Source organism: Methylobacterium sp. Leaf85 (genome assembly GCF_001422125.1).
GTDB lineage: Bacteria > Pseudomonadota > Alphaproteobacteria > Rhizobiales > Beijerinckiaceae > Methylobacterium > Methylobacterium bullatum.
On the sequence record NZ_LMME01000023.1, the window covers coordinates 479,247 to 505,346 of the forward strand.

The following is a 26,100-nucleotide window of genomic DNA, read 5'->3' on the forward strand; positions in this document are numbered from 1 at the left end:
CAGCTTTGCGAAGCCGCACAACTGCTTTAACGGGAACGAGCTTGAGCGCGACGGCGCTCGTGACCTTTCCTGCTTCACCAGAGTGCCTGGACCGATGTTCGAGAAAATCCTGATTGCGAACCGCGGCGAGATTGCGTGCCGCATCATCAAGACCGCGCGCAGGATGGGCATCAAGACGGTCGCCGTCTATTCCGATGCCGACAGGGACGCCGTGCATGTGGCGATGGCCGACGAGGCGGTCCATATCGGCCCCGCTCCGGCCGCACAGTCCTACCTGATCATCGACAAGATCATCGAGGCCTGCAAGCAGACCGGCGCCCAGGCGGTCCACCCCGGCTATGGCTTCCTGTCCGAGCGCGAGGCGTTCCCGCGCGCGCTGGCCGAGGCCGGCATCGTCTTCATCGGCCCCAATCCCGGCGCCATCGCCGCCATGGGCGACAAGATCGAGTCGAAAAAGGCCGCGTCGGCCGCCAACGTCTCCACCGTGCCGGGCTTCCTCGGCGTCATCGAGAGTCCTGAACACGCCGTCACCATCGCCGACGAGATCGGCTATCCGGTGATGATCAAGGCCTCCGCCGGCGGTGGCGGCAAGGGCATGCGCATCGCCTATTCCTCCGACGAGGTCGCGGAGGGCTTCGCCCGCGCCAAGTCCGAGGCCGCGTCCTCGTTCGGCGACGACCGCGTGTTCGTGGAGAAGTTCATCACCGACCCGCGCCACATCGAGATCCAGGTGATCGGCGACAAGCACGGCAACGTCATCTATCTCGGCGAGCGCGAATGCTCGATCCAGCGCCGCAACCAGAAAGTCATCGAGGAGGCGCCGTCGCCGCTCCTCGACGAGGCGACCCGGAAGAAGATGGGCGAGCAGGCCGTGGCTTTGGCCAAGGCCGTCTCCTACGATTCAGCCGGTACCGTCGAGTTCGTCGCCGGCCAGGACAAGTCGTTCTACTTCCTCGAGATGAACACCCGTCTTCAGGTCGAGCATCCGGTCACCGAGATGATCACCGGCCTCGATCTCGTGGAGATGATGATCCGCTCGGCCTATGGCGAGGCGCTGCCGCTGACGCAGGATCAGGTGAAGCTCAACGGCTGGGCCGTGGAGAGCCGCGTCTATGCCGAGGACCCGACCCGCAACTTCCTGCCCTCCATCGGCCGCCTGACCACCTACCGGCCGCCGGAAGAGGGGCCGTTCGGCTCGGCAATCGTGCGCAACGATACCGGCGTGGAGGAGGGCGGCGAGATCGCGATCCACTACGATCCGATGATCGCCAAGCTGGTGACCTGGGCGCCGACCCGCGCCGAGGCGATCGAATCGCAGGGCGAGGCGCTGGATTCCTTCGCCATCGACGGCATCCGCCACAACATTCCGTTCCTGTCGGCCCTGATGGCGCATCCGCGCTGGCGCTCGGGCAACATCTCCACCGGCTTCATCGCCGAGGAATTTCCGGAGGGTTTCTCGGCGCCGGAGCCGACGGGCGAGATCGCCCAGCGCATGGCCGCCGCCGCTGCCGCGATCGACCACAAGCTCAACACCCGCAAGCGCGGCATCTCGGGCCAGATGCGCGATCCGGCCCTGCTCCATTTCGAGCGCGACCGCGTCGTGATCCTCGCCGGTCAATCCTACCCGGTGACGGTGGACGATCTCGGCGACCAGATCGTCGTCACGGCCGAGGACGGCAAGACCTGGACGGTGGAGAGCGACTGGCGTCCGGGCGAGCCGGTCTGGTCGGGAGAGATCGACGGCACCCGCGTGGCCATCCAGGTCCGCGGCCTCCTCAACGGCGTGGCGCTCCAGCACGGCGGCGCGGCGGCTGAGGCTCGGGTCTTCACCCGGCGCGAGGCGGAGCTCGCCGCCCTGATGCCGGTCAAGGAGAATGCCGGCTCCGGCAAGCAGGTGCTCTGCCCGATGCCCGGTCTGGTGAAGGCCATCCTGGTCAAGGAAGGCCAGGAAGTGAAGAACGGCGAACCCCTCGCCATCGTCGAGGCGATGAAGATGGAGAACGTCCTGCGCGCCGAGCGTGACGGCACGATCTCCAAGATCGCCGCGAAGGAAGGCGACAGCCTGGCGGTCGACGCGGTCATCATCGAATTCGCCTGAAGGCCACTTCCTCCGGACCGGCGGGGTGGGCATCGTCTCACCCAGCCGGTCCGTGCGCTTCACCGTTCCGGGACAGGGGACCGGAGGCGGGGCGCTCGACAACACCCACCCGGTCACCCAGCCCATGCCCCTCTATTTTTCCTACGGCGCCAACATGGATGCCGCCGCCATGGCGGCGCGCTGCCCCGGCTCGACCTCCCTCGGCACGGCACGGCTGAACCGGCACCGCTTCATCATCATGCGGGAGGGCTACGCCTCGGTGGTTCGGGCCCCCGCATCCACCGTCTGGGGCGTCCTCTGGGATCTGGCGCTGGCCGATGTGCCGGCCCTCGACCGCTACGAGGGTGTCGCCGGGCGGCTCTATACCAAAGCCTATCAGCCGGTGACGACCTCGACCGGGGTGAAACGCGCTCTGATCTATCTCGGATGCAGTGCCGTTCCGGGCGCTCCGAGACCCGATTATCTTCAGCCGGTCCTGGCCGCCGCCGAAGCCGCCTCGCTCCCGCCCGCCTATATCGCGGAGATGCGCCGCTGGCTGCGGGCGCCGCGCGGCTGAGGACAATCCATACCAAGCCTCTGCGGCGGCAGACGATCCGGCCGTCGCGAAGGAGATCGCCCCGCACCCGCGCGCCGGCGCCTACCACTACGTCGGGGTGTCGATGTCGTCCCACGCGGTCTCGTGCCCGTTCTGGAACCCGGTGAGCCAGTTCAGGGCGACGTGGCGTTCCGCGACGACGTCGCCATTGAGGCTCTCGAGGCGGAGGTCCTTCTGCCGGGCCTGCCGCACGATCCAATGCTCCCGCCACACTCGGTCGAGGGCGTCGAGAATCTCTCCGGACGGGCGAAGACGCAATTCCCCCGAAGCGCTTCCGTCGCTGGCGAGAGCCGCGACGGACCGCCAGAGGGCGTCGACATCGATCAGCCGATCGCTTTCGGCGATCCGGGCGGCATCGATGCCCAAAGCCCAGATCAGGGTGTTGGCGGCCTCGTAGCGCCACGTCATGGCGAAGGCGTCCTCAGCCGCGACGGCTCGGACCTGACCCGTCTCGCGGGGCGTCAGGGCATCGAGGCCCACCGGATTGCAGGCCGGCTGCCCCGCCGCGATCGGCTCGCCGCCGGTCGCGTGCGCCTGGCCGTGGGCGGCGACATACAGCAGCGCGAGGGCACGCCGGAGCACGTCTCCCGGGCGTCGCAGGACGAGTTCGGCCTCCCCGATGGCGGGCGGCATGGCGGCCGGTGGTTTCGGCTCCATCTCTTGCAGGCGGTCGAGGGTCCGCGCGCGGCGCGCGACGGCGTCGGGCGGATAGGGCAGGACGGCGGCCGGATCGGATTCACCCTCGGCCGAGATGACGACCTTCATGTCGGGCGCTCGCACGGACCCGTCCGGGAGGAACAGGACCGCATTGGCGGCGTTCGCCCAGGCTTCCACGTCGTCGAGATCAACGGTCACCACCTCGAAACTCACGTGGTTTCGAATGCGTTGCAGATGACGCCAGAGATGGTAGCGAGACGCCGTCATCTGGCCGTCTCCGCGTCCCATCACGTAGCCGATGAACCCTTCGAGATGCGGCGCGAGTTCGGGATCGGACAGATCGCGCCGTCCGAACAATTCATGCGGAAAATCGAGCGGCGGCAGGTCGCGGACGGTGGCATAGGCATTGACGATGAGCGTCTCGACCGGGGCTGCCTCGGACCGCTCCCGGCTTCGCCCGAACAGTCGCCTGAGAATGTCCATCGTCGCTCCTTATCGACACTTCGCGCGTGTCCCGACCGCGCCGGAGGGGGCCGGGACCTTCGCGTCGCCGCGATCGCCCCATGACGGCGGCCGGATATCTCGCGTCCATCTTCGACTCAAGCGCCCACCGCGATGCCGTCGATGGCGGACCCGGCAGGACGTGCTTGCCTGATGTCCCGCACCCATCATGTTCGGACGAAAGTCATCGCAACACCATTTGCTTGTTGAGTCGAGCCGAGTTTCCAGCCACGAGATCGCCCCGGTTCGGGCGCGCGAACCTGAGAGGAGCGTTTCCCTGGATACGATCAGAACCGTCGACGTGGTGATCAGCGGCCGGGTGCAGGGCGTCGGCTACCGGTACTGGACCTCACGCGAAGCGGAACGTCGCGGCCTGAACGGGCATGTCCGCAACCGCGCGGATGGCGGTGTGGAAGCCAGGTTCAGCGGAGCGTCCGAGGCGGTCGCCGCCATGCTCGATGCCTGCCGGCTGGGGCCCGCAGGCGCCGCCGTGTCCTCGGTCGAGGCGATCGACGCGGCCGATCCGCCCGATGCGGGATTTCGCATCCTGCGAGACTGATCTCCCTCCGCCGTCGTCCATGACAGCGGGTTACTCCGATCCGTCACCGTCAGAGATTCGTTTCCCACGGATCGGGCCGATGCCCTATGGTCCGCGCCGCAGGCGGACAGGTGAGACCGGGTTCCGGTCGGCCACAAGCCGGGAAGCGATCAGAGCCCATGCAGCACCCGTTCACCCTCGCGGATTTCTCGCCGCTCGACATCGCCGGCCTCCTCTACTTCGTCACCGCCTGGGCCGGCTACGGCATAGCGGTGGCGCGGATGCGCGGGCGGCGCACGAGTCTGAGCCAGATCATGAACCGCCAGCGGGAGGAATGGTCGCGCCAGCTCACCGTCCGCGACAACCGCGTGGTCGACACCACGATCAACGCCTCCCTCCAGAACGGGACGGCCTTCTTCGCCTCGACCTCCCTCATCGCGCTCGGCGGCGTGCTGACCCTGTCCCGCTCCGGCGACGACGTGCTCACCCTGTTCGGCGCGCTGCCCTTCGGCGCCATCGCCACCCGCGTCACCTGGGAGATCAAAGTGGCGGGCCTCGCCATGGTCTTCGTCTACGCGTTCTTCAAATTCGCCTGGGCCTACCGCCTGTTCAATTACGGCGCGATCCTCATCGGGGCGGTGCCTCCCAAGGGCACAGGCGCCCCGAAAGCCGACATGGACCGCGCCGCCCGCCGGGCCGCCGCCATGAACATCGCCGCCGGCAGCCATTTCGCGAAGGGGCAGCGCGCGTTCCTCTTCGCGCTGGCCTATCTCGGCTGGTTCGTGAATGCCTGGTTCCTGATGATCGCCACCACGGCCGTTATCTGTGTCATGTGGCGCCGGCAATTCACCTCCGACATCCGCGCCATCCTCCTCAACGAGGACGACGAGGCCACCCTGCAGGACACCGAGTCATGAGCACAGAGCGCAAATCCGTGAGCGAGGAGGAGATCGGCGAATCGATCCTCCGCCTCGTCGCCGAGCGAGGCGAAGGCAAGACCGTCTGCCCCTCGGAAGTCGCGCGTCATCTCGGCGGGCCGCATCCGGACGCCTGGAGCCCGCTGATGCAGCCGGTTCGCCGCATGGCCGTGCGCCTCACCAAGGAAGGCCGCATCGCCATCCTGCGCAAGGGCAAGCCCGTGGCCGACCCGGACGACTTTCGCGGGATCTACCGCCTCGGAATGCCCGCCCCGGACACCGGGGAAGCCTGAGCCGCGCCGCCGCGAAGGGGTCAGTCGGACTTCGCCTGCGGCGCCGGCAGCAGCGCGTCGGTGTAGCCGGCGAGCCGGTAGACGATCAGCCCGATCCATTCCTTGACCACGAGGTCGAGGACCAGCAGCCCATCGGAGGCGAAGCTCTTCGGCTTCCACGCGTCGCTCCATCCCACCGTGCGGTAATCGACCGGATAGGCCGTCACGTCGAAACCGGCCTGGCGGAAGCAGCCGATGGCGCGCGGCATGTGCCAGGCGGAGGTGACGAGCAGCCAGCGTTCACCCGTCACCGGCTTGACCAGATCGGCCGAGAAGCGCGCGTTCTCGTGGGTGTTGCGCGAGCGGTCTTCCAGGATCAGGCGCGTGCGCGGCAGCCCGAGCGTATCGGCGAAGCGGCTGACGATCGCGGCCTCGGACGTCCCGTCGTTGCCGAGCAATCCGCTCCCCCCGGAGAAGAGGAGCCGCGCCTGCGGGTAGAGGCGGGCGAGATCCGCGAAGGCGATCTGGCGCTCGCCGGCATCGTTCACCGAGAGCTGGCCGCGCGCCAGCGTCGTCTGGGTCTCCACCGCGCCACCCAGCACGATCACGCCCGTGATCGGTGCACCGTCCTCCGCGAAGCGTGGGAACCGGTTTTCGAGGGGCAGGGCGATCCAGGCGGAGAGAGGCAGGAGACCGCCGAGGAAGAGCCCGGCGAAGCCGAGGAGGGCCAGCCCGCGCCCGAGGCGCGGCGTCCAGCCGCCGAACATCAGGACGCAGCCGAGAAGCCCGATCAGGATGAAGAAGTTCGACGGCGTGATCACGAAATAGATCAGTTTCGAGAGCGGAAAGAACATGTCTGGACCCTGAAGCCTCGTATCTGCCGGACGATTCCGCGTGTGTGGGTCAGTCCCGATCCGGTCCGTCCGCATCCGGCGGGTAGGGATGCTCCTGCCCCTGCGGGTCGGTGACCCGCCAGCCGGATTCGTCGGCCCCGAGATAGGACGGCCCCACCGGCACCTTGCCGTGGCCGCCGGGAATATCGAGGACGTAGAGCGGCTGGGCGAGGCCGGACAGGCGCCCGCGCAGGCGCCCCATGAGATCGCGCCCCGCCGCCAATCCGGTGCGCAGGTGGCCGGTGCCCGGAGCGAGATCACCGTGATGGAGGTAGTAGGGCTTCACCCGGTTCTCGACGAATCTCCGCATCAGGCTCGCGAGGGTCTCCGGGTCGTCGTTGACCCCGGCGAGGAGCACCGTCTGGCTCACCATCGGGATGCCGGCATCGACGAGACGGGCGATGGCGGCTGTCGCGGCCGGCGTGAATTCGCGCGGATGATTGGCGTGGAGCGCGACGTAGACCGCGCCGCCGAAGCGCTTCAGGGCAACGACGAGATCGTCGTCCACGCGGGCGGGCTCGACCACCGGCACGCGGGTATGGATGCGCAGGACCTTGACGTGCGGAATGACGGCGAGGGCCTCGGCGATCTGCCCGAGCCGGCGGGCCGAGAGGGCGAAGGGGTCGCCGCCGGTGAGGATCACCTCCCAGATGTCGGGCCGGTCGGCGATATAGGCGAAAGCGGCGGCGAGTTCGTCCTCGCTCAGGGTGCCGAGCCCATCCGGCCCCACCATCTCGCGGCGGAAGCAGAAGCGGCAATAGACCGGGCAGACATGCAGCGGCTTCAGCAGCACCCGGTCGGGATAGCGATGGACGAGGCCTGGAAGCGGCGAATGCGCGGCATCGCCGATCGGGTCCGAATCCTCCTCCGGACGTGTCGCCAGTTCCTCCGCGCGGGGCAGGAACTGGCGGGCGATGGGGTCGGCGGAATCGGTGGGGTCGATGAGTTCGGCCATGTCGGGCGTCACCGAGACAGCGTATCGCGCCGCCACGGCTTCGAGCGCGGGAAGATCGGAGGCCGCGACGAGCCCGGCTTCGACGAGTTGCGCGGGGTTGCGGAGGGAGCGGGGAAGGGAATGGGGAAGCGGCCTGTTCACGCGTTGCCATCCATCGCCGCCGGCGTCTCCGCGACCGGCGTCCAGATCACGTCGTCGATGCGCGGCGCGCCGACCGCGAGCATGACCAGCCTGTCGAGGCCCAGCGCGATGCCGCTCGCTTCCGGCATGATGGCCAGGGCCGAGAGGAAATCCTCGTCGATCGGGTAGGTCTCACCGTAGATCCGCGCCTTCTCCGCCATCTCGATCTCGAACCGGCGCCGCTGCTCGTGCGGGTCGGTGAGCTCGCCGAAGGCGTTGGCAAGCTCGACGCCGCAGGCGTAGAGCTCGAACCGCTCCGCCACGCGGGGATCGCGGGCGCTGGGACGAGCCAGGGCCGCCTCGCTCACGGGATATTCGTAGAGCAGGGTCGGCCGCCCGTCGCCGAGCTTCGGCTCGATCAGGGCGACAAGGACGCGGCTGAACAGGTCGGCCCAGGAATCGTCGGCCGCCACCCGCAGGCCACAGGCGGCCACCGCTGCGGCGAGGCCGTCCCTGTCCGTGCCGCCGCCGGGCTCGATCGTCGCCAGGAGGTCGATGCCGGCATGGCGCTCGAACGCCTCGGCGAGGGTGAGGCGCTCGAAATCCGCGAAGGGATCGGATTCCCGGCCGCGAAAGCGGAAGGAGCGTGCCTTCGCCTCGTCGGCAGCCAGCGCCAGGATGTCGGCGCAGTCGCGCATCAACACCTCGTAGTCCTCGCCGGCCCGGTACCATTCGAGCATGGTGAATTCCGGATGGTGCAGGGGACCGCGCTCGCGGTTGCGGAACACCCGCGCCAGACTGAACAGCCGCGTCTCACCCGCCGCCATCAGCTTCTTGCAGGCGAATTCCGGCGACGTGTGGAGATAGAACGGGGAGGCGGCTCCGTCATGGCCGATGGCCGAGGTGGCGAAGGCCGAGAGATGGGCCTCGTTGCCCGGCGAGACCTGGAGGGCGGCGGCTTCGACCTCGACGAAGTCGCGGGCCGCGAAATGCCGGCGCAGGGCCGCGACGATGCGGTTTCGCGCGAGGAGAGCCGGGCGGCGGTCGGCATGGCGGTGCGGTGCCCACCAGGGCGAGGGAGAACCGGTCACGCCCGCGCGTCCCGTAGCCGGCACGCCAAATGCGCATGCCGGCGCCGTGCTGCTGGCAAGAGGCCGCCGGATAGGTTAGTGGCGAGGCACAGATGTCGCTCCCGCGGGCCGAATCCGCGCCGGGGCATCGCATATATTGTCTCGAACAGGATCTGACCCCGTGAAGGTGATCGCCTCTACGCTCCGCAAGGGCAACGTCGTCGACAAGGACGGCAAGCTCTACGTCATCCTGACGGTGGAGAACATCCACCCCGGCAAGGGCACTCCCGTGACGCAGCTCGATATGCGCCGCATCACCGACGGGGTGAAGGTGTCCGAGCGCTACCGCACCACCGAATCGGTGGAACGCGCCTTCGTCGAGGATCGCGAGCACACCTTCCTGTACGAGGACAGTGAGGGCTACCACTTCATGAACCCTGAGAACTACGATCAGGTGGCGGTGCCCAAGGACGTCGTCGGCAGCGCCGCGCCGTACCTGCAGGAAGGCATGAAGGTGATGCTGGCCTCGCATAACGACGTGCCCCTCACGGTCGAACTGCCCCAGCGCGTCACCCTCGAGATCACCGAGACCGAGCCGGCGATGAAGGGCCAGACGGCCTCCTCCTCCTACAAGCCGGCGATCCTGTCCAACGGCGTGCGCACCGCCGTACCGCCGCATGTGGCGGTGGGCACCCGCGTGGTGATCCTGACGGAAGACGGTTCCTACGTGGAACGCGCCAAGGATTGAGGATCGAGGATCCCCGATCACCGTGGATCCTCTAGGCTCGTGTTCATCGAAGGCTTGGGCACCCGCCTCCCTCGTGAGGCGGGTGCCTTTCGTTCAAGACGGCCTCACGGCGATACCGCTGGACCATCGGCCGTTTCGTAACAGGATTGGGACAGAGCCTGGGCCTTCGCCCGCTCCTCCGCGTTGAAACTCCGCCCCTTGATCGCCCACAGATTCTCGCGCTGGAGGGCATCGGCGACGCAGCGGGCGGCCACTCGGCATGTCTGCGCATTGCCCCCGGTCGCCTCACACTGCGTGCGGTAATCCTGACGGAATGCAACGAGACCGGCCTTCGGATGCGGACCGGTCACGGTCACGACGCCCGTCAGCAGGGCGAGCAGAAGCGGCTGGTGCACGAGATACACAGCGAGGCTGTGGCGCCCGGCCAGGGCCAGCCCCCGCGAGGGGAGCGATCCCGGCCGCCACTGTGACAGGCGACTGCGCATGAAGGCCGGCAATCCCAGGCGTGCCAGTGCGAGCCCCAAGAGAACCAGCCCGAACCAGGGAAACAGGGGCACGTAATCGTTGGTGCGGGGCGGCAGCATGCCGAGGCCGAGGAAACTCAGGATCGGATCGTCGAAGACGGCGAGGTGATAATCCGGGTTCGCCATGACGGCGGGCGTTGCCAGCACGACGATGCCGACCACCAGTGCCGCCACCGGCGAGACCCGCAGGAACGGCACGGCGAGCACGCTCGATACGGCGATGCAGTGCAGGATTCCGAAGAAGATGTAGCTGTCGGGAAAGGTGTAGAATGTCGCCGCCGTAGTGAGGAGGGCGGCGATGCCGATCCGCGCGAGCCGCAGGAGAAACGCGCGGGGCCGGAGACCGTCCCGGTTCATCAGGACGAGGCCGATGCCGACGAGCACGAGGAACGTGCCGGCGATGAGATGGGCCGCGACCTTGCCCAGCGGCGCCAGGGCGTAGTTCTCCGGCGTGAGCCTCAGATCTCCGAGATCCCAGGTGGTGTGGTAGACGGCCATCGCCAGGAGAGCGATGCCGCGCGCGACGTCGATGAGATCGAACCGCCGGGCCTCGCGGAACCGGGTGGTGGATTGTGGCGCTTCGGCACCCGTGACGGGGCTCGCCGTCGAGGCGCTCATGCGCCCGGCCTCGGATGGGGCTGCCGTTCGGGCCGGGCGCATGAGCGCGGGCAGGGCGAAGGCTTCGCCACGGAAAGGAAGGTCTGGATCATCCGCGTTGGCTATCGCCGGTGGTGAGTCCGACGCAAGGGCACCGCCGATCGCGGGATCATCCGTTCGCTCCGGCGCGATGAACAAATGCAGGGCTTCTCCCGACATGATGGCGACCGATCGTGATCGGCCCGAACCCGCCCCGCCACTCGGCAGAGAGGATCTGCGATAGAGGCCTCGGGAAAGATTCGGCGCAAATGCCGCGTCCCGGACGGCCTGTTGCGCCCGAGCCGATATGCTGAAGAATGTATCAATCGCCGCAGTCGTTGTCGGTCAAACGGGCTTCCGCCGGGTTGTGACTTTGTTAATCTGTGGTGCGGATCGCGACGCGTGATTCGGTGTGGGTTGCTTACATGTCGGACGATGTCGGATCAGGCGCGCATGGGCTTCACGCCTCGGGGGAATCGGTCAACGGGCGAAGCACCGATCTCGCCGACGGAGAGGTGCTGCGCCCCCTCGACCTCGTCGAGGTATCAGGCCGCATCAAGTGGTTCGACGTCTCGAAAGGGTTCGGCTTCATCCTGCCGGACGACGGCTCCGCCGACGTGCTGGTTCATATCACCTGCCTTCGCCGCGATGGACATCAGGCGGCGAGCGAGGGCGCACGGATCGTGGTGGAAGCCACCGAGCGGCCGCGTGGCTGGCAGGCTTTCCGGGTGATCTCCCTCGATCAGTCGACGGCGACGCATCCGTCCGAACTCCCCATGCCCCGCACACATGTGAGCGTGACGGCGACGAGCGGGCTCGAGACGGCGGTGGTGAAGTGGTTCAACCGTCTGCGCGGATTCGGCTTCCTCAGCCGTGGCGACGGCTCTCCCGACATCTTCGTCCATATGGAAACGTTGCGTCGCTACGGCATCGCCGAACTGAAGCCCGGTGAGACCGTTCTCGTTCGGTATGGCGACGGTTCGAAGGGCAAGATGGCGGCCGAGGTTCGGCTTCTGGACGGCGCGCTGCCCGCCTCCCACTGACGGAATGACCACGTGACATCGTTCAACGCCGCCCGCTCGTTCGCGCCCTTGCGCGCGCTCCTGATCCTCGTCGCCATCCTGGCGGGCCTCGGCGCCGCCACCGCTCAGGAGGTCGCGGCGACGGAACCTCTGGAAATCGCCAGCAGGGGTACCCGGCACAGCTTTTCCGTCGAGGTGATGCGGGACGACGAATCGCGCTCGCGCGGCCTGATGTTTCGCCGCTCGATGCCGCCCGAGCACGGCATGCTGTTCGACTTCCAGAAAATCGAACGCGTCGCCATGTGGATGAAGAACACCTACCTGCCCCTCGACATGCTCTTCATCCGGCCCGACGGAAGCATCGCCCGGATTGCGACGAATACCGAGCCCCTGTCGACCAAGGTCATCCCATCGGGCGAACCCGTGGTGGCGGTGTTGGAGCTCAACGCCGGCACGACGGCCAAGCTCGGCATCAAGGCGGGCGACCGGGTCGAGCACACGATGTTCGGATCGCGCTGAAAACTGAGTATCGGTCGTCCTCGACCGGCGGTCTTAAGCGAACGCAGCGTGAACAAGCGTCTTGACGCCCGTTCGGTTTCCCACCAATGTTCCCTCATTGTTCCATGAGTGAGTGAGACTGCGTCAGCGCACTCCTCGACGATGGCAGGGGAACGCGATGATCGATCTTGAGGCTTCGAGCGAAGAAGTGGTCCTGTTCGAGAACGCCGACTGGCGCGTGATCGCGGATGGTCTGGAGCATCGCGGGACCGGATATTTCATCGCGCGCGACGGGTTGGGGCGGCGCTCCGAGACGGGCCTTTGGGAATGGCCGCTCCATCTTGCGGAGAAGAGCTGGTGTTCCCTGCGCCCGTTCCGTGAGGCGTTCCAGGCGGCCGCCGATCTGTTCGATGTGGAGCGCGACGAGGCTTTGGCGCAGTCCTTCGTCACCGGCTTCGGTCTCCGGATGGGGCAGGGCGGTCAGCCCGGCAGCGAAGGCTTCACCAAGCTGGCGGAACTGGTGCGTCCGAAATCCATAGCCCGGCGGCGGCCCGCCGCGTCGGATAACCGTCCGTCCCCGCATCGCAATGGTGCCGGCCGGAAGGACGAGGTCGAGATGGTGCGCGCGGCCCTGTCCTGACGTGACCTCGGCCGGTGATACTCTAGTTGTCTGAAGACGCGTCGTACGGCGCCGGGCAGGAGAGCATCCCATGGACGATCACGGGACGGACAAGGACCAGCGGAGCAAGGGACTGGGCGGCTTCGACGGGCTCGTGGTCCCGCCCTTCTCGCGGCGGGGCTTCGTCATGACGAGCCTCATCGCCGGGTTCACCCTGGCCGAGGCGAATGCGCAGGCGCAGGTGGTCACGACGGATTCGGCCGGTCTCGTTGCCGGTGAGGTGAAGATTCCGGCGGCCGACGGGCCGATGCCGGGTTATCGGGCGATGCCCGAAGGGGCGGGTCCGTTTCCCCTGATTCTCGTCATCGAAGAGATTTTCGGGGTTCACGAATACATCAAGGATGTTTGCCGTCGGCTGGCCAAGGTCGGCTATTGCGCGGTCGCGCCCGAACTTTACGCGCGGCAAGGCGATCTCTCGAAGATGACGGACGTGAAGGCGATCGTCCGCGATGTCATCCTGAAGACCCCGGACGCCCAGTGGATCGCGGATCTCGACGCCGCTTCATCCTGGGCCATCGCCGATTCGAAAGCCGATGCCGGGCGGATCGGCACGATGGGTTGGTGTCGCGGAGGACGCGGAGCATGGCTCTACGCGGCGCACAGACGCGACCTGAAGGCAGCGGTGGCGTGGTACGGCCCGCTCGGCGGCGACCGCACGGAGCTTCAGCCCAAAACGGCGGGGGACGTGGCGACCGATCTCCATGCACCACTCCTCGCGATCTACGGCGGCGCCGATACGGGCATTCCCGTGGCCAGCGTCGAGGACGCCCGCGACCGGGCGAACGCCGCGGGGCGCAGCGTCGAGCTCGTCGTGTTCCCGGAGGCGCCGCACGGGTTTCACGCCGATTACCGGCCGAGCTATCGCAAGGACAGCGCCGAGCAGGGTTGGGCTCGCGCTCTGGCGTTTCTCAAAAGCCACGGGGTCGGGTAAATCGTACCGCAGTGCACCGGCGCGAAGAATGGCTCGACGGGGGGATCAGCCACCTCCCGTGAGAGCGTTCCCTCTGCAAGAATTGAGAAACCGGCACCTTGATCATGATTTTGCGACGCGAACCCGTCGAAATTCATGATCCGAGCGCTGGATCGACACATTGACGGGCAGGACTACATAGCGTTGCTGGGATGGCGGCCGATGCGGCCGTCAGCCCTGAAGAGCGTTCCGGACCCATGAGTGCTGTGAATCCATCGGGCGCGAAACCGGTGATCCTCGTCGTGGAGGACGAACCCGACGAGCGATTTCTCGCGGCCGCTTTACTGGAAGAGACCGGCTTCAGCGTCATCGAGGCGGAAACCGCCGAGCGAGCCTTGGCAATCCTGAACGAGAAGGACGGTGCGGTGAGCGTCGTCTTCTCCGATGTGCGTACCCCCGGTCCCATCGGCGGTTTCGAACTCGCCCGGATCATCGGCGTCACCTGGCCCCGCGTGCGGGTTCTGCTGACCTCCGGCGATGCCGGCGATCAGCCGAGCGACCTGCGGGTTTCCGCGACCTTCATCCCGAAGCCGTGGCGGGCGTCGGATATCCTGGCCTGGGTCGAAGAGGCTTCAGGCCGCACGCCCGAGCAAGTGCCGGGCATCGACAGGATCGGCGGCAACACCCCCTGATGGTCGTTCGGCCGGCAGCCACAATTATCCCAGTTTAAAAGGAAACTTCTTCGGCTCCAGCCGTTGGTCCATGGGTTCATGATTGATGGAACCATACTGCACGAGCTTCAAATGAGCACCACCGCCACGATGACCATGGCCAATATCAGTCGATCAGGACAATCGTATACCGTCTACTCGGAGTCGAGGATGATGCAGAATGTCGGCGACAATCTGCGCACGATGTACAGCGAGATCATCGACCATTCCGTGCCCGAGGAATTGCTTCGTCTGGCGAAGCTCATCGACGACAGATGCAATCCGGGAGCGGAGACGCGATAGGGCGATGTCTCTCTTGTCGCGATCCTGATCCTACCATTGGTGCGGCCCGAATGACGCAATCCGTCAGGACTTGGCGGGAAACCGGGATCGTCTCGCCTTCATCGCTGAAAACCTGATATTCCGGGCGCGCCCCTCCGGATCGATCTGACGAGCCCGTCATGCGTTTGAAAGCCTGCCTCGTTCTCGGCGCCTCGCTTGTCGTCGCGTCGTTGTGCGAACCGGTCCTCGGCGCGACACCGCCCAATCAGCCCGCCCAAGGCCCGGGCGGGATTGGAGATCGCTCCGTCTCCATCGTGAAACGGGCGCTCGGGCGCCCCAGTGCGGCGACCTTCGTCTTCCACGCGGCCGGTGCGGCACCGGCGGAAGGGCGACCCGTCGTCGTTTTCCTGCACGCCTGGGGTTCGCCCAACCCGTTGCCTTACGGAGCATGGATCGATCACCTCGCCAGGGCCGGGTATCTCGTCGTGTTTCCCCGCTTCCAGGAGATCAACCGGACGAGGCCGGCGGATGCCACCGGCAACGCCGAGAAACTGGTGAAGGCCGCCCTCGCGGATCTCGAGACCGATCCCGATGCCAAGCCCGACCTGAAGCGCGTCGCCCTGATCGGCCACCTCGCGGGTGCACCGATCGCCGCGAACCTCGCTGCCGATGCCGGGGAGGCGGGCCTGCCGGTGCCCCGTCTCGTCTTCGCGATCATGCCGGGCGGGATCGCGAGCGATGCCAAATCCCGGGGGATCGTTTTGCGCGACCTGTCGAAGATCGATCCCGAGACCCTGGTCATCACCGTCATAGGCGACCGGGATGCCCGCGCCGCCGACCTTGCCGCCAGACGCCTCCTGCGCGAAGCGAGTGCCGTCGCGCCCGAGCGCAAGCTCTTCATCCGCGCGCTCTCCGACGATCACGGGTTCCCGTCGCTCACGGCGACATTGACCTCGCCGGGCGCCGTGGACACCGCCTATGACGGGGGTGCCATCAAGCTGCCGCCGGAGCCCCCGAAGGATCCCAAGCAGCCGCCGGCCCCATTCAAATGGTCGGCCGACATGTCGCTGACCGGCGAACAGACGACGCTGCTGGCTCAACTCAACAATTCCCGCGCGGACAGTCTCGACTATCTCGCCTACTGGAAGACGTTCGATCTGGCCGCGGCCGCGGCGTTCGGCGGGGATCCGACGAGCCTCAAGGCCAATCCGCGTTTCAGCGACATGGAGCGCTGGAGCGACGGCTGGCCGGTGAAACGTCTCGCCGTGGAAACGCCCCGCCCCGCGCGGGTGGCCGCGCCGGTGGCCCCGGTGCCTGCGTCCGTCGCACCGCCCAAGCCGAAGCCCGCCCGCCGGCCCTGATCGCGGCCCCTTCGCGCACGATCGGCAGGTCGCCGGGGCTTGCCTTTGCGACAACTTTTGCCGAAAGCGGGCCGGTTCCCCCTCATGCCGACGAACCGAGCCCGGAAGGTCCCGATGAAGCTGTTCCATTCGCACTTCTCGCCCTTCGCGCGGAAGGTCATGGCCTGCGCTCATGTCCTGGGCCTCGTCGACCGTATCGAGTTGCTGCCGAGCGCCGCGCATCCGGTGAAGCGCGACGGCACCATCCTCGCCCATCACCCCATGGCGCAGGTGCCGACCCTCCTCGATGACGAGGGCCACGCCTTGGCCGACAGCCGGGTGATCTGCGAATATCTCGATGCCCGCGCCGGCGGAGCGCTGTTCCCGCCGGCCGGCCCCTCCCGCTGGACGGCGCTCAACGAGCAATCTATCGCCGACGGCATCCTCGATGCGGCCCTGCTGATCCGCTACGAACTCACGGCCCGCGACGCTTCCGAACGCTCCGTCGCCTGGATGGACGGCCAGGAGGCCAAGATACGAAGCGCCCTGGCAGCCCTCGACGACCGGGCGGGAGGCTTTGCCGACCGGGTCGATATCGGGACGATCAGCATCGCCTGCGCCCTCGGATATCTCGACCTGCGCTTCACCGAACTCGGCTGGAAGCAGAAGTACCCGGATCTGGCGGCCTGGTTCACGAGCTTTGCCGCGCACCCCGCCATGGAGGCGACGAAGCCGCCGGCGGCCTGAACCGGACATCGTTCGTGGGGAAAGGCTGGCGCGCGCCTTGCTAGTTCGAAATCCGGTTCTCCGGAGGTCGTGCCATGCCCGATTTCGTCGCCGCCCTGATCACCGCCGCCGCCTTCTGCGCCGGCCTCATCCTGCTCAATGTCCTGACGCGCTGGGCGATCCAGGCACAGATCGCGCCGGCAGACCTCGCCGAGAACGGGTTGCTCCAATACGGGCTCGCCCTCGCCCTCGCCGGATGCACATGGCGACGGGCACTCGCCACGCCGCCGGTTCCGGGCGGAAGAGTCCGGCCCCGTGTCGCCGGGTGAAACAACGGCCGGGCGACACGTCTCGGACGTTGTTCTCTAGAACCAGGGCTGCGTGGTGAAGCTGTAATTCACCTTCACACCGAACGTGTACTGATTCTGCGACCCGAACTGGCGGCGCACCAGCGGGCTGTCGGCGGATGAACCGACGATGCGATTATAGCCGACATATCCCGTCGCGGCCCACCGCTCGTCGAACGTGTATGTCGCAGCGCCCAAGGCGCCGACCGTGACGTAGCTGTCGGGTCGGAACGGGGTCAGCGTTCCGTTGAGCGCCGCCTCGAATGGCTGAACACCGAAATAGCGCCGGGCGAAGCTGGCATCGCCGAAGTTGAAGCGCGGGCCCACCGAGACCTGCCAGCGGTCGAAGGGCTGGATCACGTCCGCGCCGAGCGAGCCGACGAAGCCGTGATGCCCGAAGATCCCATGGCGCAACTCGGCCCGGGCGCGAAGCCATTGCGTGGGGTAATACTCGACGAAGACACCCGGCTCGATGGCGAACTGGGCATCGCGCAGACCGAACAGGTCCCGCCGGTTGTCGCCGTAATAGCGGCCGGGCACGTACTCCGCCGTCAGACCGGCATTGAAGAGCGGCGAATCGTAGAGTGAGACGCTGATCCCGTCATCGGGCGACGAGAACCGGCGTGGCGTACCGGCCTTGGCGATGCTGATCGACGGGTAGCCGATGGCGGTATACTCGTTCGACCCCGGAAAACTCGGCGTCGCCTGCACCGTCGCCGTCACCGTCACGACCCAGAGGTTCTGGTCGAGGGCGAGGAACGTCGGCGGCCGCTCAATCTCCATGAGGTCGGCCGCTCCCGCCGCACCCGCCGCCATGAGCGAGCCCGCGAGAGCCAGGGCCGGCATGGCGGCAAGCCCCGTCCGTTGAGCAGGGCGCGAGGATGGGTTGGGAAACATCGTGTCCATGAGCGATGTCATAGACACAAATCCCTAACGCATCACGACAAACCCGACGTGACGACAGACCTATGTTGGCACTGTCGGAAAGACGCTTCGGCACGACAGGCGCGCCGAAGCGATCTCGAGGCTAGAAGTAGGACTTCAGAGCACCGCGACGGCGCACATCGAGGGTCGCGCAGTGGAACGAGCCGCCGAACGGACCGTAGGATAGGAACGGCGCCGGGATCGGATCGAAGCCCCAATCCTTCAGGGCCTTGATCAAGGTCGGCTGGCTCGCGTCGACGACGATCTTCTTCTCGTCGATGGCGAGCACGTTGATCGAAGTCCACGGCGAGCACATCGAGATCTTGCTCATGAAGCCCTCCACCGGATCGGGGCGGGGCGCGATCAGCACGTCCCACTTCTTGAGCACGGCGGGCAGCTTCTCGACGTCGATATAATCCGGGTTCACCAGCACCTTGCCCGGGGCCAGCGGCATGAAGGACGAGTCGATATGCATCGGCTGCGGGCAGCGGCTCTCGATCTCGTGGACGCGGAAGCCCGAGCCGAGGTGGCGGCGCAGCCACTCGATGCCCATGAGGTTCGTCACGTTGGACCGGGTGACGAAGAGGTCGCGGCCGCAGCGGACGAAATCGGCCGCGTCGAAGACCGGCTCGAACTCGTTGACCGTGAACTGCATCGGCTCGCCGGCCTTCAGGTTCGGCACGCGGTAATCGTAATTGTAGAGCTCGTCCGTCAATTGCGGCCGGGGCGCCGAGGTCCATCGTGCGCCGTTGCGAAAATATTCCTTGAACAGCGAGCGGTAGGCATCGCCCTCGAAATAGCGCGAGCGCCAGCACATCGGGCTCTCGATGATCTCGTCGCCGATCACGAGGTACGGGTCGCGCGGGCAGGCGACGCAGAAGCCGCGGGACGACCAGCGGGGTGCGTTGTACTTGCGCGAGAAATCCACCGTGTCGGGACGGCGGACTTTCACGCCCTCGCCGGCGAGGATCGTGATGAAGTTGTCGAGCTCGGCCTGGGCGAGCTTCTTCATGAACTTCGGATAGCGAAAGCCCGCGGCGAACCGGTAGAACGGCTGCGCGGCACGCGGCAGGTTGAAGATCACCGTGAGGTGGTGGGACGGAATGGTCGCGCCGTCGAGGCTGCCGACGATCACCTCCTCAAGAGGGTCCCACTCGTTCCATGCCATGACCGGAGATTTCGGGGCGGGGGTGCCGCGATAGTCGGCCGGGGCGGTGTCGTAAGCATCGATCTGCGCGTCGGCGAGCACGGCGTCCCGGGCCGTGGTGAAAGCTTCGCGGTCCATCATTCGTCCCTTGGTCGCGCCTTAAAATGCGGCTGTTTCTTCGAGGCTCAGGCCCCATCGCCGCTTTGGCCCGCACTGTGTCTATCGGGTGATAGACAACGAAATCCAAAGCTGCAACTTCCGATGATGCCAACGTTTTCCGGAAGGTTTTTCGTCCGGGGGGTCGGTGAATTTCTCTAAAAAATCGTCCGCGCCGACGGTCGAAGGGGGATCATGAAGCGTCTGACGACATTGGCCCTCATCGTCGGCCTCTGCACGGTTGCAGGCCTGTTCTTGTCATCGGGACTGGATGATGTCGCCGCCGCTTTGGTGAGCGCCGGCTGGGGCGCCGCCATCGTCGTGGTTGTACGCGCCGTCGCCGTGGGCTGGGCCGGACTCGGCTGGTTCGCCGTGTTCCCGCGGGCCGACCGCCCGGGCCTGTGGAACTGCGTCTCCCTGCGCTTCGTCCGCGAGGGCATCAACACGCTCCTTCCCGTGGCCACCGTCGGCGGCGATTTCGTCGGCGCCCGGCTCCTGGCGCAGCGCGGCGTCTCCGGGGGGCTCGCCGGCGCCAGCATGTTCGTCGACCTGATGACGCAGGCGGTCACCCAGTTCCTCTTCACGGTCGGCGGCGTCGCCCTGCTCGCCTGGCTGCACGGCGACGGCCCGGTGGTGCGCACGGTCGCCGGAGGTCTCGCCATCGCGGCCCCGGCCCTCGGCGCCTTCTTCCTGATCCAGCGCCGCAGCGGTCACCGCGTCATCCAGGCCATGCTGAACCGCTTCGCCGCCGCCCGCGAATGGCGGGCACTCGGCGCGGTCGACGTACTCTATGACGGCCTGCGCAGACTTTATTCCTCGCCCAAGCGGGTCATCGGCGCCATGGGCGTGCACATGATCGGCTGGATCATCGGTGCGGCCGAGGTCTACGTGGCGCTGCACTTCATGGGCTATCCGGTGACCGTGGCCGAGGCCATCGTGATCGAGAGCCTGGCCCAGGCGGTCCGTGGCGCGGCGTTCGCGGTGCCGGGGGCGCTGGGCGCCCAGGAAGGCGGCCTCATCGCCCTCTGCGCGATCTTCGGCATCCCCGCCGAGGCCGCCCTGGCGCTCTCCCTGGTGAAGCGCCTGGCCGATCTCATGGTCGGCGTGCCCGGCCTGGTGGCCTGGCACTTCATGGAAGGCAAGAAGGACGCGCCGGACACGGAAGACCGGACCTCTCCGGCCCCGGTGTCCGTGGAGCAGGGAACGGTGAAAGCCGGGGGTGACATCGCCCGGGCGGTGAGCCTGGACGCCATGCCGGTGTCGCGTGTGCCCGCCAACCTCGTGGGAAACCACACCGTGTTGCGATCGATGGAGAGCGATATGGGGACGCTGCGGAAATGCGCGTGAGCGGCTTCGCATCGGGGCTCGCCGCCTCGACCCTCCTCGCCGTCACCCTCCTGTCGGGAACGGCTGCCCGCGCCGCCGAGGATGCGGCGGTGCAGACCGTGCGCGGTCTCTATGCCAGCTTCGAGGGCGCTCTCAAGGCGCCCGAGGCCGACGTGAAGAGCCGCGCGCTCGTCATCGGCCCGGTCCTCGACCAGAGCATGGACTTCGCCACCATGGCGCGGGTCGCCGTGGGCGCGAAGTGGAAGGGCTTCACGCCCGAGCAGCAGGGCGCCCTGACGGAAGCCTTCAAACAATATTTCACCGCGACCTATGCCACCCGCCTGTCCCAGGCCGCCGGCGGCAAGTTCGACATCAAGCCCGAGAGCGAGGCGCGCGGGCAGAACCGCGTGGTCCAGACCGAGGTCGCCAATGCGGGGGGCGACGCCTCGCAGATCGATTACCTCGTCGGCTCGGGCAATCGCATCCAGGACGTCTACCTCAACGGCAACGTCAGCGAGATCGCCGCCATGCGCGGCAGCTTCGCCGATCCGCTGAAGGGCGGCGGCGCAGACAGCCTGCTGAAATTCCTTCGCGATCGGACGGTGGCGATGCTCGCCGCCAAACCAAAGCCTTAGACGCAGGCCAGACGCCCCTCGCCGGGCCTGGCCCAACGATCCCACCCGTGCCGTCGTCCCGACCCTGCGGCACACTCATCCAAACCGTGACCGAGCTTCGCCCATCATGGACCTCACCTTGACGGATCTGCCTTCGGCGAGCCTGAGCTGGCTCTCACTCGTGTTCCAGCTCATGGCCCTGGCCGGCTGCGTCTACGGGTTGACGGCTGCCTTCCTGGCGGGCCGCTACGCACGCCGCCCCGTCCCGGTCCTGACGGCGAACGCCGCGCGTCCCTCGGTGACGATCCTGAAGCCGCTCTGCGGCATGGAGCCCAATCTCTACGAGAATCTCGAGACCTTCTGCCGCCAGGATTACACCGGCCCGATGCAGGTGGTGTTCGGCGTGCAGAACGCCACGGACCCGGCGATCGCCGTGGTGCGCCGCCTCGCGGAAACCTATCCCGACCTGAAGCTCGATCTCGTCATCGATGCGCGCCAGCACGGCTCGAACCGCAAGGTCTCCAACCTCATCAACATGTCGGCCCAGATCGCCCATGACGTGATCGTGCTGGCCGACAGCGACATGGTGGCGAGGCCCGACTACCTCGAACGGATCGTCGCCGAGCTCGGGCAGCCGGGCGTGAACGGCGTCACCTGCCTCTATCACGGCGTACCGGCCCATCGCGGAATCTGGGCGCATCTCTCGGCGCTGGCCATCGACGTACAGTTCCTGCCCAACGTCGTGATGGGCACCTCGCTCGGCCTCGCCAAGCCCTGCTTCGGCTCGACCATCGCCTTCACCACCACGGCCTTGGCCGAGATGGGCGGCTTCGAGGCCTTCCGCGACGATCTCGCCGACGACTACGCCGTGGGCGAGGCCCTCCGCGCCAGGGGCGGCCTCGTGGCGATCCCGACCTTCACCATCGGGCATACCTGCGTCGACACCGATCTCGCCGGCCTGTGGAAGCACGAGCTGCGCTGGAACCGGACCATCCGCAACGTCGATCCGGCCGGCTATGCCGGCTCCATCGTCACCCACGCCTTCCCGCTGGCCCTCATCGGTGCCCTGATCCCCGGCGCCGATACGAGCGGCCTCGTGGTGGCGGCCCTGGCGCTCGCCTGCCGCATCATCCTCTGCGTCCGCCTGGAGCGCGCCTTCGGCCTCGCTCCGCACCCCTACTGGCTGTTGCCGATTCGCGACATCCTCTCCTTCATGAACTTCTCCTGGAGCTTCGTCTCGGGGGCGGTGACATGGAAAGGTCACGATTATCGGGTGGTTGCAGATGGCACACTGATCCCCGAGCGAAGCCTCGGCCACGATGCTGGTGCATCCTCGCTCTGATCTTCGCTTTTAGCGTCCCGTCCGCCCTTTTTCCTTTCTCGCTGAGGCCTTGAACCCCATGCGCACGCTTTTCCTCCAGGCTCCCACCTTCGACGGTTTCGACGGCGGCGCGGGCTCCCGCTACCAGGCCAAGCGCGAGATCAAGTCGTTCTGGTACCCGACCTGGCTCGCCCAGCCGGCGGCCCTGGTGCCGAACTCGAAGCTGATCGACGCGCCTCCGCACAACATCAAGCTTCCCGAGATCGTGGCTCAGGCCAATGATTTCGACCTCGTGGTGCTCCACACATCGGTGCCGTCGTTCAAGTCCGACGTGAAGACCGTCGAGGCGCTCAAGGCCGCCAACCCGAAGCTCATCGCCGGGCTCATCGGCGCCAAGGTCGCGGTCGACGCGGCCGGCGCCATGGCCCAGGCCCCGTGCATCGATTTCTGCGCCCGCAACGAGTTCGACTTCACCGTCAAGGAAGTCGCCGACGGCACTCCGATGTCCGAGATCAAGGGCCTGTCCTACCGGGACGCCAACGGTGTCGTGATCCACAACGTGGACCGCGAGATCATGACCGACATGGACCAGCTTCCGTTCGTGACGAGCGTCTACAAGCGCGATCTCCAGATGGAGAAGTACTTCATCGGGTACCTCAAGCACCCCTACATCTCGTTCTATTCCGGCCGCGGCTGCAAGAGCCGCTGCACCTTCTGCCTCTGGCCCCAGACGGTGGGCGGCCACACCTACCGCACCCGCTCGGTCGCGCACGTGATCGAAGAGATCAAGTACTGCCTGAAGGAGTTCCCGCAGACGAAGGAGTTCTTCTTCGACGACGACACCTTCACCGACAACCTGCCGCGCGCCGAGGAAATCGCCCGCGAACTCGGCAAGCTCGGCGTCACCTGGTCGTGCAACGCCAAGGCGAACGTTCCGCGCGACACCCTGAAGGTGCTCAAGGAGAACGGCCTGCGCCTGCTTCTGGTCGGTTACGAATCCGGCAACCAGCAGATCCTCAACAACATCAAGAAGGGCATGCGCGTCGAGGTGGCCGAGCGGTTCACCAAGGATTGCCACGACCTCGGCATCGCCATCCACGGCACCTTCATCGTCGGCCTGCCCGGCGAGACCCGTGAGACGATCCAGGAGACGATCGCCTTCGCCAAGCGCATCAACCCGCACACGATCCAGGCATCGCTGGCGGCCCCCTATCCGGGCACCTTCCTCTACAAGCAGGCCGTGGAGAACGGCTGGCTCGACATCGCGAACGCCGAGCTCGTCGACGAGAACGGCGTGCAGATCGCGCCGCTGCATTACCCGCACCTGTCGCATTCCGAGATCTTCGCGGCGGTGGAGGAGTTCTACCGGAAGTTCTATTTCCGCGCTCCGAAGATCGCCTCCATCGTCTCCGAAATGGTCCGTTCGCCCGACATGATGAAGCGCCGCCTGCGCGAAGGCGTGGAGTTCTACCGCTTCCTCAAGGAGCGCCAGGGCACCGCCAAGGCCGCCTGAGCCTCGGCTCTCGCATCGACGCATGACGGCCGGGCTCGCTGCCCGGCCGTTTTCGTTTCCGGCAGGGACCCGGTCGTTCGCAGAGCCGCGGGCGAGAGGCGAAAAAGCCGGTTCCCCCTTTCCGCATCATGCTCTAGACGCTTTCCCCGACGGAACCGGTCGCGCGACGCCTTCCGGCGCGGTCAGCGATGAGAGGATTCGTCGTTCCGCTGTTTCGGCAGCCTCGAAAGCTCTCCGGCGCCGGCCCTCGGGCAGCCGGGATCGGGCCCTGCAGGCCACGCGCCTCCGCCCCGTCCCCGCGGCGCCGGAGGGTGACCGGCCAAGGGGAAGGGTGCGATGTCCGAGCTGTCCATCCTTTTCGTCGTCGGCGCGTTCGCCTTCGTGGGCGGCCTCGCGATCACGCGGACGCACCGCGCGTTCCGCGGCCCCCTGTCCCGCATCGTCCACGAATGGGAGCACGGGCTGCTCTATCGCGACGGGCGCTTTGCCGGAGATCTGCCGCCCGGGCGCTACCGGACCCTCGGGTGGGGCGACCGTCTCGTGGTGACCTTGCCGAACGTCCCAACGTTCGAAGGCCTGCACGGCGTCGAGGTCACCAGCGGGGACCGGCTTTCCTTCCGCCTGTCGGCCACGCTGGTCTTCGAGGTGATGGAACCGCGCGTCGCCCATGAAAACCGCTACCGGGACAGCCTGCAGCGCGCAGGAACCGATGCCCTGATCCGGCTCGCGGCGGCCCGTACGCTCGAAACCCTGCTGTCCGAGCGCCCCACCCTCGACGCCGCACTTCTCGCCTTCCTCGACAGGCCCGTCGCCGGTTGCCGGATCACCGGTGTGACCGTCAGCGCCGTGACCCTGCCACCCGAGGTTCGCCGGCTTTATGCCGAGGTCGAACGGGCGCGGCTCGAGGGCCAGGCCTCCCTGGAGCGGGCGCGCGCCGAGCAGGCCGCCCTTCGCTCCCTGGCCAATTCGGCCCGGATGCTGAAGGGCAATCCGGAACTCATGAACCTGCGCCTGCTCCAGGCGCTCTCGACGTCGGGCGGCAAGGGCGGAGCGACCCTGGTGCTCGGCCGCGAGGCCTTCGCCGCATCGGCGCCCGGTGGCGGAGCAGCTTACTCTGACGAGGACTGAGCGTGGCCCATAAGAAACGCCTGATCGTCACCGCCGACGATTTCGGCCTGAGCCTGGCGGTCAACGAGGCGGTGGAGCAGGCCCATCGCGAGGGCATCCTCACGGCCGCCAGCCTGATGGTGGGCGCGCCCGCCGCCGCGGATGCGGTCGCTCGCGCACGGCGCCTGCCGTCCCTGCGCGTCGGCCTCCACCTCGTCATGGTGGAGGCGTGGCCGACCCTGCCTGCCGCCGACCTGCCCGACCTCGTCGGACCGGACGGCCTGATCCGCAGCGACATGGGCCGCCTCGGCCTCGACCTCGCGGTGAAGCCATCGGCGCGCCGTCAGCTCTCGGCGGAGATCACGGCGCAGTTCGAGGCGTACAAGGCGACGGGCCTCCCCCTCGACCACGTCAACGCCCACAAGCATTTCCACGTGCACCCCTTCATCGCCGGGCGCGTCCTGGCGATCGGCCGCGGCTACGGCATGCGGGCGATCCGGGTGCCGCGCGAGCCTCGCGCCGTGCTGCGCGCCGCCGAGCCGGGGGCCAATCCGAAACCCGCCCTCGACATCGCCCCCTGGGCCGGCCTCCTCGCCGTCCGCGCCCGTCAGGCGGGCCTGCTGATCCCCGATCGCACGTTGGGGCTGGCATGGTCCGGCGCGATGACACCGCGGCGCGTGGCGGGGCTCCTCCGCCACCTACCCGACGGCCTGACCGAGCTCTATACCCATCCCGCCACCGGTGGCGGCTTTCCGGGCGAGGCACCCGGCTATGCTTATGCCGCCGAGCGCGACGCCCTGATCGCGCCGGAGACGATCGCGGCCCTGGCGGAATCCGGGGCGGTGAGGGGCGGGTTTTCCAATTTCGCGTAGGCGGTCGACCGCGACCCGATCCCCATCAAAGAAAAAGCGGCCGTCGCTTCACGCGACGGCCGCTTTTTTACGGACCGGTCCC

Annotated in this window: 28 protein-coding genes; 21 read left to right on the forward strand and 7 right to left on the reverse strand. The window is 67.3% G+C overall.

Annotated elements, in window-relative coordinates:
- The first annotated feature begins 94 nt into the window (after positions 1 to 94).
- Together ASF08_RS14475 and ASF08_RS14480 are read left to right on the forward strand one after the other, a co-directional pair.
- Positions 95 to 2,098, forward strand: coding sequence for an acetyl-CoA carboxylase biotin carboxylase subunit (locus ASF08_RS14475; RefSeq protein WP_018044422.1), 2,004 nt, complete (start codon positions 95 to 97; stop codon positions 2,096 to 2,098).
- Between the two features lie 124 nt (positions 2,099 to 2,222).
- Positions 2,223 to 2,654 (forward strand): gamma-glutamylcyclotransferase, encoded by a 432-nt coding sequence (locus ASF08_RS14480; protein ID WP_026176033.1) that lies wholly within the window; start codon positions 2,223 to 2,225, stop codon positions 2,652 to 2,654.
- 87 nt (positions 2,655 to 2,741) lie between these two features.
- Here the strand turns inward: ASF08_RS14480 and ASF08_RS14485 are convergent, their stop codons facing one another.
- A complete protein-coding gene (locus ASF08_RS14485) occupies positions 2,742 to 3,833 on the reverse strand; it encodes a DUF4272 domain-containing protein (RefSeq protein ID WP_056146463.1) in 1,092 nt (363 codons plus the stop codon).
- 187 nt (positions 3,834 to 4,020) lie between these two features.
- Here ASF08_RS14485 and ASF08_RS14490 point away from each other — a divergent pair, with 187 nt between their 5' ends.
- From ASF08_RS14490 to ASF08_RS14500, 3 genes are all read left to right on the forward strand, one after another.
- Positions 4,021 to 4,410 (forward strand): acylphosphatase, encoded by a 390-nt coding sequence (locus tag ASF08_RS14490; RefSeq protein WP_422395344.1) that lies wholly within the window; start codon positions 4,021 to 4,023, stop codon positions 4,408 to 4,410.
- A 158-nt stretch (positions 4,411 to 4,568) separates the two neighbouring features.
- The gene (locus ASF08_RS14495; protein WP_018044418.1) at positions 4,569 to 5,306 is read left to right on the forward strand and encodes a DUF599 domain-containing protein; all 738 of its coding nucleotides are present in this window, start codon (positions 4,569 to 4,571) and stop codon (positions 5,304 to 5,306) included.
- The gene (locus ASF08_RS14500; protein WP_018044417.1) at positions 5,303 to 5,599 is read left to right on the forward strand and encodes a DUF3253 domain-containing protein; all 297 of its coding nucleotides are present in this window, start codon (positions 5,303 to 5,305) and stop codon (positions 5,597 to 5,599) included. Before ASF08_RS14495 ends, ASF08_RS14500 begins: the two co-directional genes overlap by 4 nt.
- A gap of 20 nt (positions 5,600 to 5,619) precedes the next feature.
- Here ASF08_RS14500 and ASF08_RS14505 read toward each other — a convergent pair whose 3' ends face one another.
- The 3 genes from ASF08_RS14505 to epmA are packed head-to-tail and all read right to left on the reverse strand — an operon-like array spanning position 5,620 to position 8,637.
- A complete protein-coding gene (locus ASF08_RS14505) occupies positions 5,620 to 6,432 on the reverse strand; it encodes a YdcF family protein (RefSeq protein WP_018044416.1) in 813 nt (270 codons plus the stop codon).
- 49 nt (positions 6,433 to 6,481) lie between these two features.
- Positions 6,482 to 7,567: a lysine-2,3-aminomutase-like protein gene (locus ASF08_RS14510; RefSeq protein ID WP_056146466.1), complete on the reverse strand. Its 1,086-nt coding sequence runs from the start codon at positions 7,565 to 7,567 to the stop codon at positions 6,482 to 6,484.
- Positions 7,564 to 8,637 carry an EF-P lysine aminoacylase EpmA gene (gene epmA, locus ASF08_RS14515; protein WP_056146468.1) on the reverse strand — a complete coding sequence of 358 codons (1,074 nt, stop codon included), beginning with the start codon at positions 8,635 to 8,637 and terminating at the stop codon, positions 7,564 to 7,566. The genes ASF08_RS14510 and epmA overlap by 4 nt, the downstream gene beginning before the upstream one ends.
- Before the next feature lie 160 nt (positions 8,638 to 8,797).
- On the opposite strand from epmA, the gene efp reads away from it, so the two are divergent.
- Positions 8,798 to 9,364, forward strand: coding sequence for an elongation factor P (gene efp / locus ASF08_RS14520; RefSeq protein WP_018044413.1), 567 nt, complete (start codon positions 8,798 to 8,800; stop codon positions 9,362 to 9,364).
- A 104-nt stretch (positions 9,365 to 9,468) separates the two neighbouring features.
- Here the strand turns inward: efp and ASF08_RS14525 are convergent, their stop codons facing one another.
- On the reverse strand, positions 9,469 to 10,506 hold the full coding sequence (locus ASF08_RS14525; protein ID WP_056146615.1) for a heparan-alpha-glucosaminide N-acetyltransferase: 1,038 nt from the start codon (positions 10,504 to 10,506) through the stop codon (positions 9,469 to 9,471).
- A 443-nt stretch (positions 10,507 to 10,949) separates the two neighbouring features.
- Here ASF08_RS14525 and ASF08_RS14530 point away from each other — a divergent pair, with 443 nt between their 5' ends.
- The 9 genes from ASF08_RS14530 to ASF08_RS14570 all read left to right on the forward strand — a co-directional run bounded on the left by ASF08_RS14530 (position 10,950) and on the right by ASF08_RS14570 (position 17,020).
- Positions 10,950 to 11,567 (forward strand): cold-shock protein, encoded by a 618-nt coding sequence (locus ASF08_RS14530; protein WP_056146470.1) that lies wholly within the window; start codon positions 10,950 to 10,952, stop codon positions 11,565 to 11,567.
- Positions 11,568 to 11,579: 12 nt separating this feature from the next.
- Complete coding sequence (locus ASF08_RS14535; protein WP_056146472.1) at positions 11,580 to 12,065, forward strand: DUF192 domain-containing protein; 486 nt, start codon at positions 11,580 to 11,582, stop codon at positions 12,063 to 12,065.
- 157 nt (positions 12,066 to 12,222) lie between these two features.
- Positions 12,223 to 12,684, forward strand: a complete 462-nt coding sequence (locus ASF08_RS14540; RefSeq protein WP_056146474.1) for a hypothetical protein — start codon at positions 12,223 to 12,225, stop codon at positions 12,682 to 12,684.
- 70 nt (positions 12,685 to 12,754) lie between these two features.
- Positions 12,755 to 13,654, forward strand: coding sequence for a dienelactone hydrolase family protein (locus ASF08_RS14545; RefSeq protein WP_056146476.1), 900 nt, complete (start codon positions 12,755 to 12,757; stop codon positions 13,652 to 13,654).
- 236 nt (positions 13,655 to 13,890) lie between these two features.
- Positions 13,891 to 14,325: a response regulator gene (locus tag ASF08_RS14550; protein WP_056146617.1), complete on the forward strand. Its 435-nt coding sequence runs from the start codon at positions 13,891 to 13,893 to the stop codon at positions 14,323 to 14,325.
- Between the two features lie 111 nt (positions 14,326 to 14,436).
- Positions 14,437 to 14,646: a hypothetical protein gene (locus tag ASF08_RS14555; RefSeq protein WP_238253782.1), complete on the forward strand. Its 210-nt coding sequence runs from the start codon at positions 14,437 to 14,439 to the stop codon at positions 14,644 to 14,646.
- Positions 14,647 to 14,804: 158 nt separating this feature from the next.
- On the forward strand, positions 14,805 to 15,986 hold the full coding sequence (locus ASF08_RS14560) for a poly(ethylene terephthalate) hydrolase family protein (protein ID WP_056146478.1): 1,182 nt from the start codon (positions 14,805 to 14,807) through the stop codon (positions 15,984 to 15,986).
- A 114-nt stretch (positions 15,987 to 16,100) separates the two neighbouring features.
- Positions 16,101 to 16,712, forward strand: coding sequence for a glutathione S-transferase family protein (locus ASF08_RS14565; RefSeq protein WP_056146621.1), 612 nt, complete (start codon positions 16,101 to 16,103; stop codon positions 16,710 to 16,712).
- Between the two features lie 74 nt (positions 16,713 to 16,786).
- A complete protein-coding gene (locus tag ASF08_RS14570; RefSeq protein ID WP_056146480.1) occupies positions 16,787 to 17,020 on the forward strand; it encodes a hypothetical protein in 234 nt (77 codons plus the stop codon).
- 36 nt (positions 17,021 to 17,056) lie between these two features.
- On the opposite strand, the gene ASF08_RS14575 is transcribed toward ASF08_RS14570, so the two are convergent.
- Both ASF08_RS14575 and ASF08_RS14580 read right to left on the reverse strand, forming a co-directional pair.
- Positions 17,057 to 17,956 (reverse strand): MipA/OmpV family protein, encoded by a 900-nt coding sequence (locus ASF08_RS14575; RefSeq protein ID WP_244474534.1) that lies wholly within the window; start codon positions 17,954 to 17,956, stop codon positions 17,057 to 17,059.
- Positions 17,957 to 18,065: 109 nt separating this feature from the next.
- The gene (locus ASF08_RS14580) at positions 18,066 to 19,247 is read right to left on the reverse strand and encodes a hypothetical protein (RefSeq protein WP_056146623.1); all 1,182 of its coding nucleotides are present in this window, start codon (positions 19,245 to 19,247) and stop codon (positions 18,066 to 18,068) included.
- Between the two features lie 213 nt (positions 19,248 to 19,460).
- Here ASF08_RS14580 and ASF08_RS14585 point away from each other — a divergent pair, with 213 nt between their 5' ends.
- The 6 genes from ASF08_RS14585 to hpnK all read left to right on the forward strand — a co-directional run bounded on the left by ASF08_RS14585 (position 19,461) and on the right by hpnK (position 26,018).
- Positions 19,461 to 20,612, forward strand: coding sequence for a flippase-like domain-containing protein (locus ASF08_RS14585; RefSeq protein WP_056146483.1), 1,152 nt, complete (start codon positions 19,461 to 19,463; stop codon positions 20,610 to 20,612).
- Entirely contained in the window at positions 20,603 to 21,226 is a 624-nt protein-coding gene (locus tag ASF08_RS14590; protein ID WP_056146484.1) for an MlaC/ttg2D family ABC transporter substrate-binding protein, read from the forward strand. Before ASF08_RS14585 ends, ASF08_RS14590 begins: the two co-directional genes overlap by 10 nt.
- A 106-nt stretch (positions 21,227 to 21,332) precedes the next feature.
- Positions 21,333 to 22,547, forward strand: coding sequence for a bacteriohopanetetrol glucosamine biosynthesis glycosyltransferase HpnI (gene hpnI, locus ASF08_RS14595; protein WP_056146486.1), 1,215 nt, complete (start codon positions 21,333 to 21,335; stop codon positions 22,545 to 22,547).
- A 58-nt stretch (positions 22,548 to 22,605) separates the two neighbouring features.
- A complete protein-coding gene (hpnJ, locus tag ASF08_RS14600) occupies positions 22,606 to 24,039 on the forward strand; it encodes a hopanoid biosynthesis associated radical SAM protein HpnJ (protein ID WP_018044397.1) in 1,434 nt (477 codons plus the stop codon).
- Between the two features lie 336 nt (positions 24,040 to 24,375).
- A complete protein-coding gene (locus tag ASF08_RS14605) occupies positions 24,376 to 25,167 on the forward strand; it encodes an SPFH domain-containing protein (protein WP_056146488.1) in 792 nt (263 codons plus the stop codon).
- A gap of 2 nt (positions 25,168 to 25,169) precedes the next feature.
- Positions 25,170 to 26,018: a hopanoid biosynthesis-associated protein HpnK gene (gene hpnK / locus ASF08_RS14610; protein ID WP_056146490.1), complete on the forward strand. Its 849-nt coding sequence runs from the start codon at positions 25,170 to 25,172 to the stop codon at positions 26,016 to 26,018.
- Positions 26,019 to 26,100 lie beyond the last annotated feature (82 nt).

Coding starts and splice junctions, on each gene's coding strand:
- ASF08_RS14475 (WP_018044422.1), top strand. CDS start 95: ATGTTCGAGAAAATCCTGATTGCGAACCGCGGCGAGATTGCGTGCCGC.
- ASF08_RS14505 (WP_018044416.1), bottom strand. CDS start 6,432: ATGTTCTTTCCGCTCTCGAAACTGATCTATTTCGTGATCACGCCGTCG.
- ASF08_RS14530 (WP_056146470.1), top strand. CDS start 10,950: ATGTCGGACGATGTCGGATCAGGCGCGCATGGGCTTCACGCCTCGGGG.
- ASF08_RS14525 (WP_056146615.1), bottom strand. CDS start 10,506: ATGAGCGCCTCGACGGCGAGCCCCGTCACGGGTGCCGAAGCGCCACAA.
- ASF08_RS14500 (WP_018044417.1), top strand. CDS start 5,303: ATGAGCACAGAGCGCAAATCCGTGAGCGAGGAGGAGATCGGCGAATCG.
- ASF08_RS14560 (WP_056146478.1), top strand. CDS start 14,805: ATGCGTTTGAAAGCCTGCCTCGTTCTCGGCGCCTCGCTTGTCGTCGCG.
- ASF08_RS14580 (WP_056146623.1), bottom strand. CDS start 19,247: ATGGACCGCGAAGCTTTCACCACGGCCCGGGACGCCGTGCTCGCCGAC.
- hpnI (WP_056146486.1), top strand. CDS start 21,333: ATGGACCTCACCTTGACGGATCTGCCTTCGGCGAGCCTGAGCTGGCTC.
- ASF08_RS14575 (WP_244474534.1), bottom strand. CDS start 17,956: ATGACATCGCTCATGGACACGATGTTTCCCAACCCATCCTCGCGCCCT.
- ASF08_RS14565 (WP_056146621.1), top strand. CDS start 16,101: ATGAAGCTGTTCCATTCGCACTTCTCGCCCTTCGCGCGGAAGGTCATG.
- hpnJ (WP_018044397.1), top strand. CDS start 22,606: ATGCGCACGCTTTTCCTCCAGGCTCCCACCTTCGACGGTTTCGACGGC.
- ASF08_RS14555 (WP_238253782.1), top strand. CDS start 14,437: ATGAGCACCACCGCCACGATGACCATGGCCAATATCAGTCGATCAGGA.
- ASF08_RS14480 (WP_026176033.1), top strand. CDS start 2,223: ATGCCCCTCTATTTTTCCTACGGCGCCAACATGGATGCCGCCGCCATG.
- ASF08_RS14550 (WP_056146617.1), top strand. CDS start 13,891: ATGAGTGCTGTGAATCCATCGGGCGCGAAACCGGTGATCCTCGTCGTG.
- ASF08_RS14485 (WP_056146463.1), bottom strand. CDS start 3,833: ATGGACATTCTCAGGCGACTGTTCGGGCGAAGCCGGGAGCGGTCCGAG.
- ASF08_RS14540 (WP_056146474.1), top strand. CDS start 12,223: ATGATCGATCTTGAGGCTTCGAGCGAAGAAGTGGTCCTGTTCGAGAAC.
- ASF08_RS14495 (WP_018044418.1), top strand. CDS start 4,569: ATGCAGCACCCGTTCACCCTCGCGGATTTCTCGCCGCTCGACATCGCC.
- ASF08_RS14545 (WP_056146476.1), top strand. CDS start 12,755: ATGGACGATCACGGGACGGACAAGGACCAGCGGAGCAAGGGACTGGGC.
- ASF08_RS14605 (WP_056146488.1), top strand. CDS start 24,376: ATGTCCGAGCTGTCCATCCTTTTCGTCGTCGGCGCGTTCGCCTTCGTG.
- ASF08_RS14570 (WP_056146480.1), top strand. CDS start 16,787: ATGCCCGATTTCGTCGCCGCCCTGATCACCGCCGCCGCCTTCTGCGCC.
- ASF08_RS14490 (WP_422395344.1), top strand. CDS start 4,021: ATGTTCGGACGAAAGTCATCGCAACACCATTTGCTTGTTGAGTCGAGC.
- ASF08_RS14590 (WP_056146484.1), top strand. CDS start 20,603: ATGCGCGTGAGCGGCTTCGCATCGGGGCTCGCCGCCTCGACCCTCCTC.
- ASF08_RS14585 (WP_056146483.1), top strand. CDS start 19,461: ATGAAGCGTCTGACGACATTGGCCCTCATCGTCGGCCTCTGCACGGTT.